The organism is Allobosea sp. NPDC055332 (genome assembly GCF_053645455.1).
The window spans coordinates 287585-304665 of record NZ_JBSHMO010000001.1 but is presented as its reverse complement, the minus strand read 5'-3'; the positions used below and the strand labels follow the sequence as shown (position 1 = coordinate 304665).

Below are 17081 nucleotides of genomic sequence, written 5' to 3'. Positions count from 1 at the left end.
GAGGGATGAGCCAGATGATCCGCTCCGTTCTCCTCGTCGCCGCCCTGACCGCGGTCCCGGCCATGGCGCCGGCACAAACTGCCGCGCCGGCCGGCGAGCGCGCCCCGGCCGCGGTGCAGGCGGCCGTCGGCAAGCTCAAGCTGAAGACAGATCTCACGCTCTCGCGCGACATTGTCGGCTTCGGCGACCTGATCGCCGGCCTGTCGCCACAGGATGCGGCGCTGCCGGCCTTCCGGGCGCCGGCGCTCGGCGATACCGGTACGATCCAGGTCAGCCGTATCGTCGAGGCGGCGGTGAAGCAGGGCCTCCTGCGCGACGCACAGGACCTCGACAGCCAGGGCGTTGCCCAGGTCGTGGTGACGCGTGCGGCGCGCCGGATCACCGGGCTCGATGTCGAGGCTGCCGTGAAATCGGCCCTGCTCGAGCGCTTCGGCTTCGATGGGCGCGCCTTCGCGCTGCTGCTCGACGGCGGCGCGCCGTCGGTCGTGGTCGAGCCCGAGCTGACCGGTGACCTCACCGCACTCGACCTGAACTACGATGCGCGCAGCCGCCGCGTCACCGGCCGCCTGACCATGCCGGGCAGCGCCGCGACCAGGCTGAAGCCGGTGCGCGTCTCCGGGCAACTGGTCGAGACCGCCGAGGTGGTCGTGCCGTTGAGGACGATCGCCCGCGGCGAGACGCTTACACCCGCAGACGTCACCATCGAGCGCCGGCCGCGCGATTCGCAATTCAACGACGCGCTCGGCGAGATGAAGGCGGTGGTCGGCAAGGTCGCCAAGCGGATGCTGGTGGCCGGCTCGGTGCTGCGCAGCAGCGATGTCCAGCGCGAGGAGATCGTCGGACGCGGCGAGATCGTCACCATCATCTACGAGTCGCGTGGCATCGCGATCAACATGCGCGGCCGGGCCAACGAGGCCGGCGCTATGGGCGATGTCATCTCGATCACCAATCCCCAGTCGAAGCGCGTGCTGCAGGGAACCGTCACCGGTCCCGGGCGCGTCAATGTCAGCCCGCAGGGCGGCGGCCAGATCGCCGCTGCCCGCTGATGATCCCATTGCTCCAGTTGCGGACCGTTGCCATGACCCGGACCAATCCTCTCGCCATTCCCGCCGTCCTCGGCGTGACGCTCCTGCTCGGAGCCTGCGGAGCCGCAGACAGGCTCGCCAATGTCGGCCAGGCGCCTGCGCTGTCGCCGATCGAGGATCCTACCGCGACGAAGGGCTACAAGCCCGTGCAGATGCCGATGCCGGCGGTGGAGCACGCCTCCTACGCGCCGAACTCGCTCTGGCGCACCGGCTCGCGCGCCTTCTTCAAGGATCAGCGCGCCCGGCTCGTCGGCGACCTCGTCACCGTCAAGGTCAAGGTCACCGACCGGGCCCAGCTCGACAACACCACCAAGCGCAGCCGCAAGAATGGCGAGGATCTCGGCGCCGAGAACTTCTTCGGCGCCGAGACGAAGTGGAAGAAGAACTCCGATCCCAGCTCGTTCCTGAAGCTCGACTCGGATTCGTCCAGCGAAGGCTCGGGCTCGGTGCGCCGGGCCGAGCAGCTCGCCACCAACGTCGCCGCCGTCGTCACCCAGACCCTGCCGAACGGCAATCTGGTGATCGAGGGCAAGCAGGAGATCAGGGTCAATTTCGAGGTGCGCGAACTGATCGTCGCCGGCGTGATCCGGCCCGAGGACATCGAATCCGACAACACGATCGAATCGGCCAAGATCGCCCAGGCCCGCATCGCCTATGGCGGCCGCGGCCAGATCACCGATGTGCAGCAGCCGCGCTACGGCCAGCAGGTGATGGACATCCTGCTGCCCTTCTGACCTCACCCGATCCCGAGTTTCCGGTGCGACGGCAACGCTCCCCACGTTCCAAGCCTTCGCGCCGGGCCGGCGGTCTCTCCCGAGCCGCCGCTCCTCCCGGCCGCCCGCCACGCTCCCCAGCTATCCAGGCTGGCGGCCAGAAGCCCCGCGCCCTCCCGCGCGGGGCTTTGCGTTTGGCGCAAATAAAAACCTCCCGCGAGTGAGCGGGAGGTTCACAAAGCAAGGGATATGTCTGGCGCGAAGCGAACGGATCAATCGTCCCTGAACACCCGCTCGTTGCGCTCGTGGCGCTCCTGTGCCTCCAGCGAAAGCGTTGCGATCGGGCGGGCCTCCAGGCGCTTGAGCGAGATCGGCTCGCCGGTCTCCTCGCAATAGCCGTAGGAACCGTCCTCGATGCGGGCGAGCGCGCTGTCGATCTTAGAGATCAGCTTGCGCTGGCGGTCGCGGGCGCGCAGCTCGATGGCGCGGTCGGTTTCCGAGGAGGCGCGGTCGGCGATGTCGGGATGGTTCTCGCTCTCGCTCTGCAGGGTGACCAGGGTCTCCTTGGCCTCCTTCAGGATCTCCTCCTTCCAGGCCAGGAGCTTGCCGCGGAAATATTCGCGCTGCCGCTCATTCATGAACGGCTCGCTGTCGGAGGGCTTGTAGTCGGGATCGAGACTGATCTGCTTCGACATGAGAGGCCTTCTGCATGAGCGTCCGCTCGAAGGCCCCCCGGCTTTGCCGTGTGGTGGCCGCCGATTTGGCGCCCTTATAGCGATTGGTCACATCGGGAACAATCGCTTTCGCGCAGCCGTGAACAAGCTGGCAAAGTGCTGGAAAATCAGCGCAATCCCATGACCGCAGCGGCGATGTCGGCTCCGAGCGGCCGGGCGATCCTCTGCCGGTAGTGGGTATGGTCGAAATAGTTGTCCGGCTCGCGATTCTCCGGCCGGTCGATCCGCCAGTCGATAAGGGCGGTTCGCGGCCGTTCTGCGGCGAGCCTTGCATAGGCGTCGCGGCAGGCGGCGTCGGCCTTGGCCCCGGTGCTGCCGGGCACCGGCAGGGCGGAGATGAAATTCGGTGGCCGCACCAGCACGACCGGCACGTCCGGCGCCATCCTGCCGAGCAGCTGGCGCAGCGCGGTGGCGGCAGGGAAGGGGCCGGCGAGGTTGCCGCCGCTGGTGTCGAGCGGCTCGAGCAGCTTGGCGCGGCGGACGGGATCGCTGTGGAAACCCTGGACCTCGTAGCCGGCCTCGTAGTCCCAGTAGCCGTCCGGGCGGGCGCGCTCGGGCGCCTTCGCCGAAAGATAGCGCAGGCGGCGCAGCGTCTCTTCGATCACGTCGAAGCGGACCAGCCCGGCGAGGTAGCGCGCGGTCGAGGCCTCGAACAGCCAGAACGGGAAGGGCTTCTCGATTGCCAGCGTCGGGTCGGGCGTGCACCAGCGCACGTCGATGCCGATCACCAGCGCCCTGGCGGGCTCCTTGCGCTGGCGCAGGAACCAGTCGAGCAAGACGAGGCTTTCGCGCGGGCCGGTCGCCGGGGCGATCAGCGAGACGAAGGGGACGCCGGTCTGCTGCGTCAGCTGTTCCGGCGAGACGAGCTGGATATGCGAGTTGCCGAAGATCGCGCCGGAGAACTGCGGGTCACGGCCTCGGCTGGCGGCGGCGGTGCGCGGCCCCTGCGGGCTGACGCCGGTCTTCAGCTTCAATGGCGAGCGCCCGCTGTCATAGGGATCGACCAGGAAGGCGAGCGCCAGCAGCGCTGCGACAATGAAGGTCGCCGCGAGCAGGAAGGCGCGGCCGAAGCCGCCCCAACGCGCCTCAGAACTGGAAGTAGATGAACTCATAATTGGCGTCGTCGCCGATCTTGAACAGGACCAGCACGAAGAGGATGGCGGTGACGACGGCGAGCCAGCGCGCCGGCGGGGCCTTGTGCACCGCGGCCCAGGCGGTCGGGCCGATCATCGCGACGGCAATGGCCGGCAGGAAGGCGCGCCATTTGAAGCCGGTGCCGACGGGCGAAAGGCCGAGCATGCCCTTGTAGATGACGAGCGCCGCGTCGAAGGAGGAGGCGCGGAACAGCACCCAGCAGAAGGCGACGAAGAGGAAGGTCAGCGCCCAGCCGAGCAGCTTCGGCATCGGCAGCCCGGCGCGCCGCCAGAGCACGCCGATGGCGAGCACGACGCCATGCGCCACGCCCCAGGCGACGAAGTTGAGGCCGGCGCCGTGCCAGAGGCCGCCGAGCGCCATGGTGGCGAACAGCGCCCAGAGTTGCAGCGGCAGGCCATGCCGCGAGCCGCCGAGCGGGATGTAGAGATAGTCGCGCAGGAAGCGCGACAAGGTCATGTGCCAGCGCCGCCAGAAATCCTGCAGGCTGACCGCACGATAGGGCACGTCGAAGTTCTGCGGCAGCACGATGCCGAAGAGCAGGGCAAGACCGAGCGCCATGTCGGTGTAGCCGGAGAAGTCGAAATAGATCTGGAAGGTGAAGGCGAGCGTGCCCTGCCAGGCCTGCGCCATGCTGACAACGTCGCCGGCGGCGGCCGCGGCGAAGACCGGGTTGGCATATTCCGCCAGGGGATCGCCGATCAGGACCTTCTTCGCCAGGCCGAGCGTCAACAGCATGATGCCGCGGGCGATACGCTCGGCCGCGTCGGGCCTGAGGTAAGGCCGCTCGTCGAGCTGGTGCATGATCTCGCGCCAGCGCACCAGCGGGCCGGCCAGCACCTGCGGGAAGAAGGCGATATAGAGCGCGTAGCGGACGAGATCGTAGCGCGGGGCTTCGCCCCGGCGCAGATCGGTCAGGTACATCACATGGTGGAAGGTGAAGAAGGAGATGCCGAGCGGCAGCGCCAGATCGAGCTTCGTCGTTGGCAATCCCGGAATCATCGCAGCGAGATCGGCGAAGAAGTTAAAGTATTTGAACAGCGCCAGGATCGCGAGGTTGATCGCGATGGCGAGCGTGATCAGCGCGCCGCGCTTGGTCTTCAGGAAGGCTTCCGCGATCAGCCAGTTGAGCAGGATCGAGAAGGCGAGCAGCGGCACGAAGCGCCAGTCCCACCAGCCATAGAAGGCGAAGGAGAGCAGCGCCAGCAGCGGCAGCCGCCAGGCCGGCACGAAGCGCTCGACCAGCCAGTGCAGGGCGAGCGCCAGCGGCAGGAAGCCGAGCAGGAAGGCGAAGGAGTTGAATAGCATCGGGCGGGCGAGGGCGGCGGGAGAGCGCCGCCTTAGACGATTATCGCCGCCCTGTCATGGTCAGGACGTCGCACATCGCCTTCGCCAGCGCCCCGTCGCTCAGATGTTGTCGCCGCGCAGCGCTTCGCAGACGGCCTCGGTAACTTGCGCAGTCGTCGCCTTGCCGCCGAGATCGGGCGTATGCAAAGCAGGGTCGGCGGTGACGCGCTCGACCGCGCGCATCAGGCGCGCCGCTGCGGCCTTCTCGCCGAGATGCTCCAGCATCATCGCCCCGGTCCAGAAGGTCGCGACCGGGTTGGCGATGCCCTTGCCGGTGATGTCGAAGGCCGAGCCGTGGATCGGCTCGAACATGGACGGGCTCTTGCGTTCCGGGTTGAGATTCGCGGTCGGCGCGATGCCGAGCGAGCCGGCCAGCGCCGCGGCGAGGTCAGACAGGATGTCGGCGTGGAGATTGGTCGCGACGATGGTGTCGAGCGTCTCCGGCTTCAGCGTCATGCGCATGGTCATGGCGTCGACCAGCATCTTGTCCCAGGTGACATCCGGGAATTCCTGCGCCACCTCGGCGGCGATCTCGTCCCACATCACCATGCCGTGGCGCTGGGCGTTGGATTTGGTGACGACCGTCAGCAGCTTGCGCGGCCGCGCGCTGGCGACCACGAATGCGTAGCGGATGATCCGGGTGACGCCGGCGCGGGTGAACATCGCGACATCGGTCGCGACCTCCTCGGGCAGGCCCTTGTGGACGCGGCCGCCGACGCCGGAATACTCGCCCTCGGAGTTCTCGCGCACGATCACCCAGTCGAGCTCGGGACCGGAGACATGGCGCAGCGGACTCACGATCCCCGGCAGGATGCGCGTCGGGCGGACATTGGCGTACTGGTCGAGCGGCTGGCAGATCGCGAGGCGCAGGCCCCAGAGCGTCAGGTGATCGGGGATATCAGGCGCGCCGACGGCGCCGAAAAAGATCGCATCGAAGGCGCGCAACTGGTCGGCACCGTCGGCCGGCATCATCACGCCGTGCCTGCGGTAATAGTCGGAGCCCCAGTCGAAGGCTTCGATGTCGAGGCGGAAGCCGCCATCGCGCTCGGCGCAGACATCGAGGGCTTGGAGCCCGGCGGCGATGACTTCGGGACCGATGCCGTCCCCGCCGATGGCGGCGATCCTGTGCGTGCGCATGCTCTTGTCCGATGCTGTCGTGCTGCTGTTGCGATGATGCGGCGCCCCGTGGGGGCGCCGCCTTGGTGATTACTGCGCCGTCACACCGGCATTGCGGATGACCGGCACCCATTTGTCGATCTCGCTGCGGACGAGCTCGCCGAGCGCGGCGGGCGTCTGGCCGGCTTCGTCGGGCAGTTCGGCGCCGAGATCGAGGAAGCGCTTGCGCGTCGGCTCGTCCTTGAGCGCGGCGCGGGCGGCGGCGTTCAGCTTGTCGACGATCTCCTTCGGCGTGCCCTTGGGGGCGAACATCGCGTTCCAGCCTGTGGCCTGGAACTGCGGCAGGCCCTGCTCGGCCGATGTCGGGACATCGGGAATGACCGGAAGCCGCTCCTTGACCGCGACGACGAGGCCCTTGCCCTCCTTGGCCTGGACGCTGGGGACGATCGCGATGGTCTGGTCGCAGACATAGTCGACCTGGCCGCCGAGCAACGCATTCAGCGCCGGCCCGGAGCCGCGGAAGGGGACGTGCTGCGGCTTGGTGCCAAGCAGCGAGTCGAGGAAGAGGCAGGTCAGATGCGAGGTCGAGCCGACGCCGCCGGAGCCATAGTTCAGCTTCTCGGCATTGGCCTTGAGATAGGCGACGAATTCGCGGAAATCCTTGACCGGTAGGTCCTTCTTGGCGACCACCAGCATCGGCGTCGAGGCCGAGTTCATCACCGGCTCGAAATCGGTGCGCGGGTCATAGGAGAGCTTGGGATAGAGCCCGACGCTCGCCGCCTGCGTGCCGAGATTGCCCATCAGCAGCGTGTAGCCGTCCGGCGTCGCCTTGGCGACGCGGGCCGCGCCGGTGGTGCCGCCGGCGCCGGCGACGTTCTCGACCACGACCGACTGGCCGAGCGTGCGGCCCATATGGTCGGCCATCAATCTTGCGACGATGTCGGTGGTGCCACCGGCGGCGAAAGGCACGACCAGCGTGATCGCGCGGTTCGGATAGGGCGTCTGCGCCATGGCCGGAGATGTCGCTGCCAGCCCGAGCGCCAGCGTAAGCAGCATTCGCTTCATCGGTTCTCTCCCTGAGGTCGGCGCCGTTGCGCGGCGCGTCGGTCTGCTCTCCCATTTATCTTCCATGGAAGTTTGCATGGCTTATCGTCATCGCGGGAGCGTGCGCTGTCAAGCTTCCATTCTTGCTTGCATGGAAACAATCTTTTGTGCTCAATCGGCCGTGGAGGAGCCATGGTCGAACTGGCGCGTGTCGAAATTTTCGAGGCTGGGGCCAAGCGTGGCTCGCTGGTCGACGAAGCCTATGCCGCGCTGAAGCAGGCGATCCGCGAGAACGACTTCCCTCCAGGCTATCAGGGCTCGGAGCAGGAGATCGCGGTCCGGCTCGGCATGAGCCGCACGCCGGTGCACGAGGCGATCATCCGGCTGCAGGAGGACGGACTTGTCCGCGTCCTCTCCAAGCGCGGCGTGCTGATCTGCCCGCTGGCGCCACAGGATATCCGCGAGATCTACGAGGTCGTCATTGCCGTCGAATCGATGGCGGCCGAGCTGCTGGCGGCTTTGCCCGATGCGGCGCGCCTGACCGCTGCCGATGAGCTGGAGGTGGCGAGCGCGGCGATGGACGAGGCGCTGGCGCGCGACGATCTGCCGGGCTGGGCCGAGGCCGACGAGCTCTTCCATCGCCTGCTGGTCGAGCGCTGCGGCAATGGCCGCCTGCGCCGCATCGCCCAGACGGTGACGGATCAGGCCCATCGCGCGCGCATGCTGACGCTGAAGCTGCGGGCGCGGCCGGCGAACTCGGCGCAGGCGCATCGCCTGATCATCGCGGCGGTGTTGGCCGGCGACGCGGGGGAGGCGCATCGCCGTGCCCGCGCACATCGTGTCGCGGCCCGCGACGAGATCGTCCCCCTGATCGAGCATATCGGCCTTCGCCAGCTTTGAGCGGCCACAAAGCGGGCGGCGGTGTCATCGCTGGAAGGCGGGCCAGCTCCGCTCATTCGACGACGCCATGAGGCGCCATCGCGCCTGCCTCGTGGCCAACGCTTTCCGGAGCGTGGTCTTCCGGCCCATGGCAGGGCAGTTGCAGGAATAGGCTCGGGCGGGTTCTCTTACGTGCTCGACACCCGCCCATCACTCCAGCCCTCACGGAGCCTCGATGCCGGACGCCTTCTCCTTCGAGGCCCTGAAGACCGCAGCGGCGGCCGGGGAGATCGACACCGTCATCGTCGCCATGGTCGACATGGCCGGGCAGTTGATCGGCAAGCGCTTCCATGCCGAGCATTTCGTCGCGACGGCCCATGACGAGACCCATGCCTGCAACTACCTGCTGGCCAACGACATCGACATGGAGCCGGTCCCTGGCTACGCGGCCGCCAACTGGTCGAAGGGCTATGGCGATTTCGTGCTGAAGCCGGACATGGCGACGCTGAGGCGCATCGCCTGGCTGCCCGGCACCGCGCTCGTCATCGCCGATGTCCTCGACCATCACAGCCATGAGGACGTGCCGCATGCGCCGCGCGGCCTGCTGAAGAGGCAGCTGGCGCGCCTCCAGGCGCTGGGCATGAAGGCCTATTTCGCCACCGAGCTCGAATTCTACCTGTTCGACGAGAGCTATGAGGCGATCCACGCCAAGGGCTACCGCGAGCCGAAGACGGCCGGCTACTACATCGAGGACTACCACATCTTCCAGACCACCAAGGAAGAGCCGGTGATGCGGGCGATCCGCAACGGGCTGCACGAGAGCGGCATTCCGGTCGAGAACTCCAAGGGCGAATGGGGGCCGGGCCAGGCCGAGATCAATGTGCGCTATGCCGACGCCCTCGACATGGCCGACCGCCATGTGCTGATCAAGAACGGCATCAAGGAGATCGCCCATGCCCAGGGCAAGGCCGTCACCTTCATGTCGAAATGGCGCTACGACCTCGCCGGCTCCTCGAGCCATGTCCACGCCTCACTCTGGGACGCGCAGGGGGAGACCTCGCTCTTCGCCGACCCGAATGGCGAGCACGGCATGTCGGAGCTGATGCGCCAGTATGTGGCAGGGCAGCTCACCCATGCCCGCGAGATCACCTATTTCCTCGCGCCCTACATCAACTCCTACAAGCGCTTCCAGCAGGTCGGCACCTTCGCGCCGACGCGTGCGGTCTGGAGCGACGACAACCGCACCGCCGGCTTCCGGCTCTGCGGCGCCGGCACGAAGGGCGTCCGCATCGAGTGCCGGATCGGCGGCTCCGATCTGAATCCGTATCTTGCCTTTGCGGCGCTGATCGCCGCCGGCCTCTCCGGCATCGAGCAGAAGCTCGAACTGGAGCCAGCCTTCGTCGGCGACGCCTATGGCGGGGCGGAGCTGCGCCAGATCCCCAACACGCTGCGCGAGGCGACTGAGACCCTCGACAGCTCGGCGATGCTGCGGGCTGCGCTCGGTGATGATGTGGTCGACCACTACGTCCACGCCGCGCGCTGGGAGCAGCTCGAATACGACCGCCGCATCACCGACTGGGAATTGAAACGCGGCTTCGAACGCTACTGAGACAGTCCACCGCTTTCCGAAAGAAGCGACCCGTGACACTGACGGCCAACTGGAACTACCCCACCGCGGTCCGCTTCGGGCCCGGGCGGATCAGCGAGCTCGCGCAAGCCTGCCGCGCCGCCGGCATGAAAAGCCCGCTGCTCGTCACCGATTCCGGCCTGTCCGGCCTGCCGATGATCAAGGACGCTATGGCCCGTCTGAGCGCCGACGGGCTCAAGGTCACGCTGTTCGACCGTGTCCAGGCCAATCCCGTTGCGGCGAATGTCGAGGATGGCCTCGGCGTTTTCCGCGCCAGCGGCAGCGACGGTGTCATCGCCTTCGGTGGCGGCTCGGCGCTCGATTGCGGCAAGGTCGTCGCGTTCATGGCCGGGCAGAGCCGGCCGATGTGGGATTTCGAGGATATCGGTGATTGGTGGACGCGCGCCGATCCGGCCGGCATCGCCCCGATCATCGCCGTCCCGACCACGGCCGGCACCGGCTCCGAGGTCGGCCGCGCCGGAGTGATCACCGACGAGACGACGCAGACCAAGAAGGTGATCTTCCACCCCAGGATGATGCCGCAGATCGTGATCTGCGACCCTGAGCTCACCATCGGCTTGCCGGCGAAGGTTACGGTCGGCGCCGGCATGGATGCGCTGGCGCATTGCCTCGAAGCCTATTGCGCGCCGGGCTTCCACCCGTTGGCGGAGGGGATCGCGCTCGAAGGCATCCGGCTCTGCAAGGTCTTCCTGCCGCGCGCGGTCGCCGACGGCGCCGACCTCGAGGCGCGGGCCCAGATGATGGCCGCCGCCGCCATGGGCGCGACCGCGTTCCAGAAGGGGCTCGGCGCCATCCATGCGCTGTCGCATCCGATCGGCTCGGTGCACCACACCCATCACGGCATGACCAATGCCGTGTTCATGCCCTATGTCCTGGCCTTCAACCGCCCGACGATCGAGGACAAGATCGCGCGCCTTGCCGCCTATCTCGGGCTGGAGCCGAGCTTCGATGCCTTCTTCGACTGGATCGTCGCGCTGCGCCGCGAGCTCGGCGTGCCCGATACGCTCAAAGCCTTCGGCGTGACCGGGCTCGACTATGGCAGGCTGGCGAAGATGGCGATCGTCGATCCGACCGCCGGGGGCAATCCCGTGCCGCTCACCGAGGAGGCCGCCGACGTCCTGTTCCGGCAGGCCACGGGATAAGGCCAAGTAGGAGCTCGTGCCTGCCGCCGACAGCGAAACGGAAGCTTCCGGTGTCCGCTTTTCGGCTCCCGGCGAATGTCGGCAAATGGCGCGGTACGACGGCCCATGTCTCCGAACGCGGGCGGTTCGCCAACTCCATTTCAGGCGTTCGGGGCCGGATACCGGGCAATCGCCTACAAGCGACTCGTATTCCAGCAGTCGGGTCGCTAGCATGGCGGATGTGAGTTGCGTAGCGATGAGGTGGTGTCATGCCCAACGCCGACGCCGTAGCGATCTCGTCTTATGAACAGCGGAAAGCTGCTGTCCTGCGAGCTGCACAGCTGATCTCATCCTCCAGGGGCTCTGACGGCGAGCGGGAATTCGAGATGCTGACCGAGGCTATCGCGGACTTTGATATCCGCCAGGAAGCTCTCGGCTATATCGAGATTCCGCCGGCCTTCATGCAGTTCTTGTCCAGCGGGCATCACGGCCGGGTTTCAAGCGGCCGTCGCTGAGACGAAAAGGGCTCTTCGGCAGGGGAGGCATGACAACTCGGCTCAGTGAAGACGCTTGTTTCAATCAATCGATTGATTGAAACAAGCGTCGGTGCTATGCTCCCGCCATGGCACGCACATCCATCCTCAAGGATGCCGAGGGCACGCGGCAGGCGCTGATCCGCGCCGGGCTCGACCTGTTCGGCCGCAACGGCTTCGATGCGACCTCGACACGCGAGATCGCCCAGGCGGCTAAGGTCAACAGCGCCGGCATCGCCTATCATTTCGGTGGCAAGGACGGGCTGAGGCAGGCCTGCGCCGAGGCGATCATCGCCCGGATGCAGGCCGTGCTGGCGGGCGGCGCGCCCGCGGTCGCGATGTCGCTTCAGGCTGCCGATCGTGACATGGCCACCGAGCAGCTGCTCGCGCTGATCGACCGGGTCGTCGCCTTCCTGACGACGGTGCCGGAAAGCGAGATCGTCGCCCGCTTCGTCGTGCGCGAGATGCTGACGCCGAGCCCGGCCTTCGAGGCGATTTATGGCGGGCTGTTCGAGCCGGTCCATCGCCGGGTCTGCCAGGTCTGGGCTGCGGCGACCGGCATGGCGCCGGAAGCGCCGGCGACGAAGCTCGCCGTCTTCGCGGCGATCGGCCAGGTCTTCTATTTCCGCATCGCGCGGCCGGCGGTCACGCGCCGCCTGGGCTGGGACGGGATCGGCCCGGAAGAGGCGCGCGCCATCAGCGAAACCGTCAGGCGCTCGGTCCGCGCCAGCATCCTCGCCTGCAGGGGAGAGGCGTCATGATCCTCGATTTCATCTGCTCCTTCGCCATCGCCGCCTCGCTCGGCGTCTGCGCGCCGCCGACCACCCGTGTCGTCGGCTATGTCGAGGGCGAATATGTCCGGCTCGGGCCGATCGACACGGCTCGGATCGAGACCGTCTCGGTCCGGCGCGGCGAGCGTGTCGCGCCCGGAGCACTGCTCGCCGAACTCCAGGCCGACGATGCCCGCAATGCCGTCGCCGAAAGCGAGGCGCGGCTGGTGCAGGCGCAGGCGCAGCTCGCCAACCTGCTTAGCGGCAAGCGGCCGGAGGAGATCGCGGTGATCGAGGCGGTCGCCGCCTCGGCCAAGGCGCAGGAGCGCGAATCGGAGCGGGCGCTGGAGCGCCGGCAGGATCTCTTCCGCCGCGGCGTCTCGACCCAGGCCGACCTCGACCAGGCCCAGACGGCGCGCGATGTCGCCGCGTCGCGGGTGCGCGAGACCGTCGCCAATCTGAACGTCGCCCGGCTGGCGGCGCGCGAGGAGGAGATCAAGGCGGCGCGCAACCAGGTGGCGCAGGCGCAGGCTGCACTCGACCAGGCGAAATGGCGGCTCGGCCAGCGCAAGCTGATGGCGCCGGCCGCCGGCATCGTCACCGACCTGATCCGCCATCCCGGCGAGCTCGCCGGGCCGTCGGCGCCGGCGCTGACGATCCTGCCCGATGGTGCGGTCAAGCTGATGCTCTATGTGCCGGAGGCGCTGCTCTTCGGCACCACCGTCGGCACGCGGCTCGATGTGCGCTGCTCCGGCTGCCCGCAGGGGATGGCCGCGACGGTCTCCTATGTTTCGCAGGAGCCGGAATTCACCCCGCCGGTGATCTATTCGGCCGAGACCCGCCAGAAGCTGGTCTATCTCGTCGAGGCCCGGCCGGAAGGCGACCCCTCGACGCGGCTCCAGCCCGGCCAGATCGTCGATGTGATGCTGCGGGGGCGGCGGTGAGCGAGCGCAACGTCATCGATGTGCGCGGCCTGACCAAGCGCTTCGGCAAGCGCACCGTGGTCGACAATGTCGACCTCGCCGTCAGGGAAGGCGAGATCGTTGGCTTTCTCGGGCCGAACGGCTCCGGCAAGACCACGACGATCCGGCTGATCTGCGGCCTGCTCACCCCCGATGCTGGCGAGGGCACGGTGCTGGGGCTGGATGTCCGCACCCAGAGCGCCGAGATCAAGCTCCAGGTCGGCTACATGACCCAGAAGTTCTCCTTCTACGAGGACCTGACGATCGAGGAGAACCTGACCTTCGTCGCCCGCCTCTACGCCCTGAAGCCGGTCGAGGACGCCGTTGCCCGGACGCTCGACAATCTCGGCCTGACCTCGCGCAAGGACCAGCTCGCCGGCACGCTCTCGGGCGGCTGGAAGCAGCGCCTCGCGCTCGCCGCCTGCATCATGCACCAGCCGAAGCTGCTCTTGCTCGACGAGCCGACGGCCGGCGTCGATCCCAAGGCGCGGCGTGAATTCTGGGACGAGATCCACCGGCTTGCCGGGGACGGGCTGACCGTGCTGGTCTCGACCCATTACATGGACGAGGCCGAGCGCTGCCACCGCATCGGCTACATCGCCTATGGCAGGATGCTGGCGACCGGCACGGTCGACGAGGTGGTGAAGGGCTCGGGCCTCTCGACCTATGTCGTCCACGGCGCGCTGAAACCGGCGGAGATCGCCGAGCTGGCGAAGACCGATGGTGTCGAGCAGGTCGCGCCGTTCGGGACGACGCTTCATGTCGTCGGCACCGACAAGGCCAAGCTCGAACGGGCGCTGGCGCATCTCAAGGATCGCCCGGGCATCCGTGTCGAGCCGGATGCGACCAGCCTGGAGGATGTCTTTATCCAGTTCATGGCGAAGGCCCAGGCCGAAGGGAGAGCGGCATGAGCGCGCTTGCCCTGTTCTCGCCCGGCCGGCTCGGTGCGGTGCTGGCCAAGGAGTTCGTGCAGATGCGGCGCGACCGCATCACCTTCGCGATGATGCTGGTGGTGCCGATCGTCCAGCTCCTCCTGTTCGGCTATGCGATCAACAATGATCCCAAGGGCTTGCCGGCGGCGGTTCTTGCACTGGGCCAGGATCGCTATACCCGCTCCGTCGTCGCGGCGCTCGAAGTCTCCGGCTATTACCGCTTCGGCAAGCGGCCGGAGAGCGCGGCCGAGGCCGAGAGCCTGATGGCGCGCGGCGCGATCTCCTTCCTCGTCACCATTCCCAGCGATTTCGGCATGCGGGTCGAGCGCGGCGACGAGCCGCGCATCCTGGTCGAGGCCGATGCGACCGACCCGGCGGCGTCGAGCAATGCGGTCGGCGCGCTGCAGACCATCGCCAGCCGGGCGCTGACGCGGGCGCTCGGTACGGATGAACTGAAGCGCGAGCAGAGCGAGAGCGCGCTCTCCTTCGTCATACACCGGCGCTACAATCCGGAGGGCATCACCCAGTACAACATCGTGCCCGGCCTGCTCGGCGTCATCCTGCAGATGACCATGGTGATGATGACGGCGATGGCGCTGACCCGCGAGATCGAGCGCGGCACCATGGAGAACCTGCTCGCCATGCCGGCGACGCCGGGCGAGATCATGCTCGGCAAGGTGCTGCCCTATCTTGCAGTCGGCAGCGTCCAGGTCGCGGTGGTGCTCTCGGCGGCGAAGCTGCTCTTCGGCGTGCCCTTCCTCGGCAGCCTCGGCCTGCTGCTGACCTGTGTCACCATCTTCGTGCTGGCGCTTGTGCTGCTCGGCTACACGATCTCGACCATGGCGCGCACGCAGCTCCAGGCGATGCAGCTCACCTTCTTCTTCTTCCTGCCCTCGCTGCTGCTGTCGGGCTTCATGTTCCCCTATGCCGGCATGCCGCTCTGGGCGCAGTGGCTCGGCGAGATTTTCCCGCTGACGCATTTCCTGCGGGTGGTGCGGGCAATCATGCTGAAAGGGGCCGATCTCGGCGATATCGGCCTCGAGGTGTTCTATCTCACCATCTTCGTGCCGATCTATGCCGGCATCGCATTGATGCGCTTCAGGAGCACACTGGATTAACTGCGCCGGATCGGGCGTCTTGGGATGCGCCGGCTAAGCACGCGAATCCGCTTGACTAAGCGTCAGGGCGGCGATCCCCTGCCGATCCCGTCGCTAGGAAGTCGATCGCGTCCATGCTGATCCTGATCCTCACGCTTCTGGCCGTCTTGCTTGCCGTTGTCTTCGCTTTTCTCGCGCGGCGCGGCGATCCCAACGCCGTCATCGCCGAAAGAGAGGGGCAGGCGCTGAAGCGCCGAACCGGCTTCAACTTCGCCGCAATCGCCTCCGTGCTGGTCGCGGTCTTCCTGTTCGCCTCGACCTCCTATGTCGTGGTCGGGCCGAACGAGACGGGGCATCTCAGGCGCATCTATGGCGGCTCGGATCTGCCGACCGGCAAGATCATCGCGATCGACGGGCAGAAGGGGCCACAGGCCGAGGTGCTCGGTCCCGGCTTCCACTTCATCCCCTTCGTCAACGTGCTCAACCAGGTCGAGCAGCTCGAGCTCGTGACCGTGCCGAATGGCAGCTATGGTCGGCTCGTCGCCAAGGACGGAGTCGCGTTGCCGTCCGGCGTGTTCATGGCGCCAGCAATTCCCGACGACAAGGTCGCCGGTATGCTCGACGCGCGCACCTTCCTGACCTCCGGTGGCCTGCGCGGCGCGCAGGAGACGGTGCTGAAGCCCGGCGTCTATCGGCTCAACCGCTATCTCTTCGATGTCGAGATCAACAACCGCACCATTGCCAGCATCGTGCCGGCCGGCTTCGTCGGAGTGATCAAGTCGAACGTCGCGGCGCCGGGCGTCGCCTGCCGTGAGGAGAAGGTGCAGACGGCCGATACCTCCGACGCGATCGTCGTGCCGGTCGTGCCTTCGGGCTGCGTCGGTATCTGGCGGACTGTGCTCCTGCCGGGCGCCTATTATCTCAACCATCAGGCCTATGAGATGACGCAGGTCGATACCCGCGTGCAGACCTGGGAATATCGCGGCGGCTTCCGCAAGCGCATCATCGACCTCGCAGTGGACGACCAGGGCCGCATCCGCCAGGTCGAGCGCTTCGTCGAGCAGCCGACGCCGAAGGAGGCGGCCGATCAGGCGATCTTCGTCAAGATCGAGGGCTGGGACATCCCGGTCGAACTGCGCGTCGTCGTGCAGGTGCCGCCGGAGAACGCCCCGGTCGTGGTCGGCGGCGTCGGCGGTCTCGAACAGATCGAGGATCGCATCCTGACGCCGACGATTCGCTCGATCGTCCGCAATGTCGCGGGATCCTCGATCCGGGTGCCGGTCCGCAACGCTGCCGGCGAACTCGCGCCGGGGCAGTTCCAGACCCGGCCGACCCGCGTGCTCGACCTGATCGACAATCGCGACGCGCTCGAAAGCACGATCGAGCAGCAGATCAGGATCGAGGGCCGCAAGGCCGGGATCGAGATCAAGGAGGTCCGGATGGGCGAGCCGTCGATCCCGCCGGAACTGCTGGTTTCGCGCCTGCGCGAACAGCTCGCCGAGCAGCTTTCGCGCGCCTACTCGCGCGAGACCGAGGCGCAGAAAGTCCGCTTAGACACCGAGGCGGCTCGCGCCCGCGCCGATCAGCAGCGCGAATTCGTTGCTGCGCAAATCGGTGTCCAGGTCGCCGAGCAGCGCCAGAAGGAGCGCCAGCTGCTTGGCCAGGCCGAGCGTGGCTATCTGGAAGAGCTCGCCAAGGGCCAGAACGCCCAGGCCAATGTCCTCGGGCAGGACCGCGTCGCCTATCTGCAGGCGCTGGAGAAGGTGCTGGCGACGCTGGAGAAGAAGCCGGAATTGGTGAACCTGGTTGGTCGTCTCGTGCCGAACACGGTCGTCACCGGCGGTGGCGACGGGCTCGCCGGCGCCGCGGCGCTGTTGTCGGGGGCTCTGACCGGCGCGGGGGCGCCTGCAAGGACTGCCAGCGGCACACGGTGAGTCAGGCACTACCT

At 67.4% G+C, this 17081-nt stretch carries 16 protein-coding genes; 11 read left to right on the top strand and 5 right to left on the bottom strand.

Going from position 1 to position 17081, the window contains the following annotated elements; translation table 11 throughout:
* Positions 1-14: 14 nt before the first annotated feature.
* Entirely contained in the window at positions 15-1046 is a 1032-nt protein-coding gene (gene flgA / locus ACWIGM_RS01605) for a flagellar basal body P-ring formation chaperone FlgA (protein WP_454024178.1), read from the top strand.
* 32 nt (positions 1047-1078) lie between these two features.
* Positions 1079-1819, top strand: coding sequence for a flagellar basal body L-ring protein FlgH (gene flgH / locus ACWIGM_RS01600; RefSeq protein ID WP_454024177.1), 741 nt, complete (start codon positions 1079-1081; stop codon positions 1817-1819).
* Positions 1820-2070: 251 nt separating this feature from the next.
* On the opposite strand, the gene dksA is transcribed toward flgH, so the two are convergent.
* The 5 genes from dksA to ACWIGM_RS01575 all read right to left on the bottom strand — a co-directional run bounded on the left by dksA (position 2071) and on the right by ACWIGM_RS01575 (position 7212).
* Positions 2071-2493: an RNA polymerase-binding protein DksA gene (dksA, locus tag ACWIGM_RS01595; protein ID WP_454024176.1), complete on the bottom strand. Its 423-nt coding sequence runs from the start codon at positions 2491-2493 to the stop codon at positions 2071-2073.
* Positions 2494-2639: 146 nt separating this feature from the next.
* The gene (locus tag ACWIGM_RS01590; RefSeq protein WP_454024175.1) at positions 2640-3644 is read right to left on the bottom strand and encodes an SGNH/GDSL hydrolase family protein; all 1005 of its coding nucleotides are present in this window, start codon (positions 3642-3644) and stop codon (positions 2640-2642) included.
* Entirely contained in the window at positions 3619-4992 is a 1374-nt protein-coding gene (locus ACWIGM_RS01585) for an MBOAT family O-acyltransferase (RefSeq protein ID WP_454024174.1), read from the bottom strand. Before ACWIGM_RS01585 ends, ACWIGM_RS01590 begins: the two co-directional genes overlap by 26 nt.
* 99 nt (positions 4993-5091) lie before the next feature.
* Positions 5092-6168 (bottom strand): tartrate dehydrogenase, encoded by a 1077-nt coding sequence (locus ACWIGM_RS01580; RefSeq protein WP_454024173.1) that lies wholly within the window; start codon positions 6166-6168, stop codon positions 5092-5094.
* 69 nt (positions 6169-6237) lie between these two features.
* Positions 6238-7212, bottom strand: coding sequence for a tripartite tricarboxylate transporter substrate-binding protein (locus tag ACWIGM_RS01575; RefSeq protein WP_454024172.1), 975 nt, complete (start codon positions 7210-7212; stop codon positions 6238-6240).
* A 171-nt stretch (positions 7213-7383) separates the two neighbouring features.
* Here ACWIGM_RS01575 and ACWIGM_RS01570 point away from each other — a divergent pair, with 171 nt between their 5' ends.
* The 9 genes from ACWIGM_RS01570 to ACWIGM_RS01530 all read left to right on the top strand — a co-directional run bounded on the left by ACWIGM_RS01570 (position 7384) and on the right by ACWIGM_RS01530 (position 17067).
* Positions 7384-8091, top strand: coding sequence for a GntR family transcriptional regulator (locus ACWIGM_RS01570; RefSeq protein WP_454024171.1), 708 nt, complete (start codon positions 7384-7386; stop codon positions 8089-8091).
* A 214-nt stretch (positions 8092-8305) separates the two neighbouring features.
* Complete coding sequence (locus ACWIGM_RS01565) at positions 8306-9679, top strand: glutamine synthetase family protein (protein WP_454024170.1); 1374 nt, start codon at positions 8306-8308, stop codon at positions 9677-9679.
* 32 nt (positions 9680-9711) lie between these two features.
* Positions 9712-10860 carry an iron-containing alcohol dehydrogenase gene (locus ACWIGM_RS01560; RefSeq protein ID WP_454024169.1) on the top strand — a complete coding sequence of 383 codons (1149 nt, stop codon included), beginning with the start codon at positions 9712-9714 and terminating at the stop codon, positions 10858-10860.
* Between the two features lie 248 nt (positions 10861-11108).
* Positions 11109-11354: a hypothetical protein gene (locus tag ACWIGM_RS01555; protein WP_454024168.1), complete on the top strand. Its 246-nt coding sequence runs from the start codon at positions 11109-11111 to the stop codon at positions 11352-11354.
* A 107-nt stretch (positions 11355-11461) separates the two neighbouring features.
* Complete coding sequence (locus ACWIGM_RS01550; protein ID WP_454024167.1) at positions 11462-12133, top strand: CerR family C-terminal domain-containing protein; 672 nt, start codon at positions 11462-11464, stop codon at positions 12131-12133.
* The gene (locus ACWIGM_RS01545; protein WP_454024166.1) at positions 12130-13086 is read left to right on the top strand and encodes an HlyD family secretion protein; all 957 of its coding nucleotides are present in this window, start codon (positions 12130-12132) and stop codon (positions 13084-13086) included. Before ACWIGM_RS01550 ends, ACWIGM_RS01545 begins: the two co-directional genes overlap by 4 nt.
* Complete coding sequence (locus ACWIGM_RS01540; protein ID WP_454024165.1) at positions 13083-14015, top strand: ABC transporter ATP-binding protein; 933 nt, start codon at positions 13083-13085, stop codon at positions 14013-14015. Before ACWIGM_RS01545 ends, ACWIGM_RS01540 begins: the two co-directional genes overlap by 4 nt.
* Positions 14012-15154, top strand: coding sequence for an ABC transporter permease (locus ACWIGM_RS01535; RefSeq protein WP_454024164.1), 1143 nt, complete (start codon positions 14012-14014; stop codon positions 15152-15154). Before ACWIGM_RS01540 ends, ACWIGM_RS01535 begins: the two co-directional genes overlap by 4 nt.
* Before the next feature lie 113 nt (positions 15155-15267).
* The gene (locus ACWIGM_RS01530; protein WP_454024163.1) at positions 15268-17067 is read left to right on the top strand and encodes an SPFH domain-containing protein; all 1800 of its coding nucleotides are present in this window, start codon (positions 15268-15270) and stop codon (positions 17065-17067) included.
* Positions 17068-17081: the final 14 nt, after the last annotated feature.

Excerpts from the sequence above, each read along its gene's own strand:
- ACWIGM_RS01565 (WP_454024170.1), top strand. The coding sequence starts at position 8,306 with ATGCCGGACGCCTTCTCCTTCGAGGCCCTGAAGACCGCAGCGGCGGCC.
- ACWIGM_RS01575 (WP_454024172.1), bottom strand. The coding sequence starts at position 7,212 with ATGAAGCGAATGCTGCTTACGCTGGCGCTCGGGCTGGCAGCGACATCT.
- dksA (WP_454024176.1), bottom strand. The coding sequence starts at position 2,493 with ATGTCGAAGCAGATCAGTCTCGATCCCGACTACAAGCCCTCCGACAGC.
- ACWIGM_RS01545 (WP_454024166.1), top strand. The coding sequence starts at position 12,130 with ATGATCCTCGATTTCATCTGCTCCTTCGCCATCGCCGCCTCGCTCGGC.
- ACWIGM_RS01590 (WP_454024175.1), bottom strand. The coding sequence starts at position 3,644 with ATGAGTTCATCTACTTCCAGTTCTGAGGCGCGTTGGGGCGGCTTCGGC.
- ACWIGM_RS01535 (WP_454024164.1), top strand. The coding sequence starts at position 14,012 with ATGAGCGCGCTTGCCCTGTTCTCGCCCGGCCGGCTCGGTGCGGTGCTG.
- ACWIGM_RS01550 (WP_454024167.1), top strand. The coding sequence starts at position 11,462 with ATGGCACGCACATCCATCCTCAAGGATGCCGAGGGCACGCGGCAGGCG.
- ACWIGM_RS01580 (WP_454024173.1), bottom strand. The coding sequence starts at position 6,168 with ATGCGCACGCACAGGATCGCCGCCATCGGCGGGGACGGCATCGGTCCC.
- flgH (WP_454024177.1), top strand. The coding sequence starts at position 1,079 with ATGACCCGGACCAATCCTCTCGCCATTCCCGCCGTCCTCGGCGTGACG.
- ACWIGM_RS01570 (WP_454024171.1), top strand. The coding sequence starts at position 7,384 with ATGGTCGAACTGGCGCGTGTCGAAATTTTCGAGGCTGGGGCCAAGCGT.
- ACWIGM_RS01530 (WP_454024163.1), top strand. The coding sequence starts at position 15,268 with ATGCTGATCCTGATCCTCACGCTTCTGGCCGTCTTGCTTGCCGTTGTC.
- ACWIGM_RS01555 (WP_454024168.1), top strand. The coding sequence starts at position 11,109 with ATGCCCAACGCCGACGCCGTAGCGATCTCGTCTTATGAACAGCGGAAA.
- ACWIGM_RS01585 (WP_454024174.1), bottom strand. The coding sequence starts at position 4,992 with ATGCTATTCAACTCCTTCGCCTTCCTGCTCGGCTTCCTGCCGCTGGCG.
- flgA (WP_454024178.1), top strand. The coding sequence starts at position 15 with ATGATCCGCTCCGTTCTCCTCGTCGCCGCCCTGACCGCGGTCCCGGCC.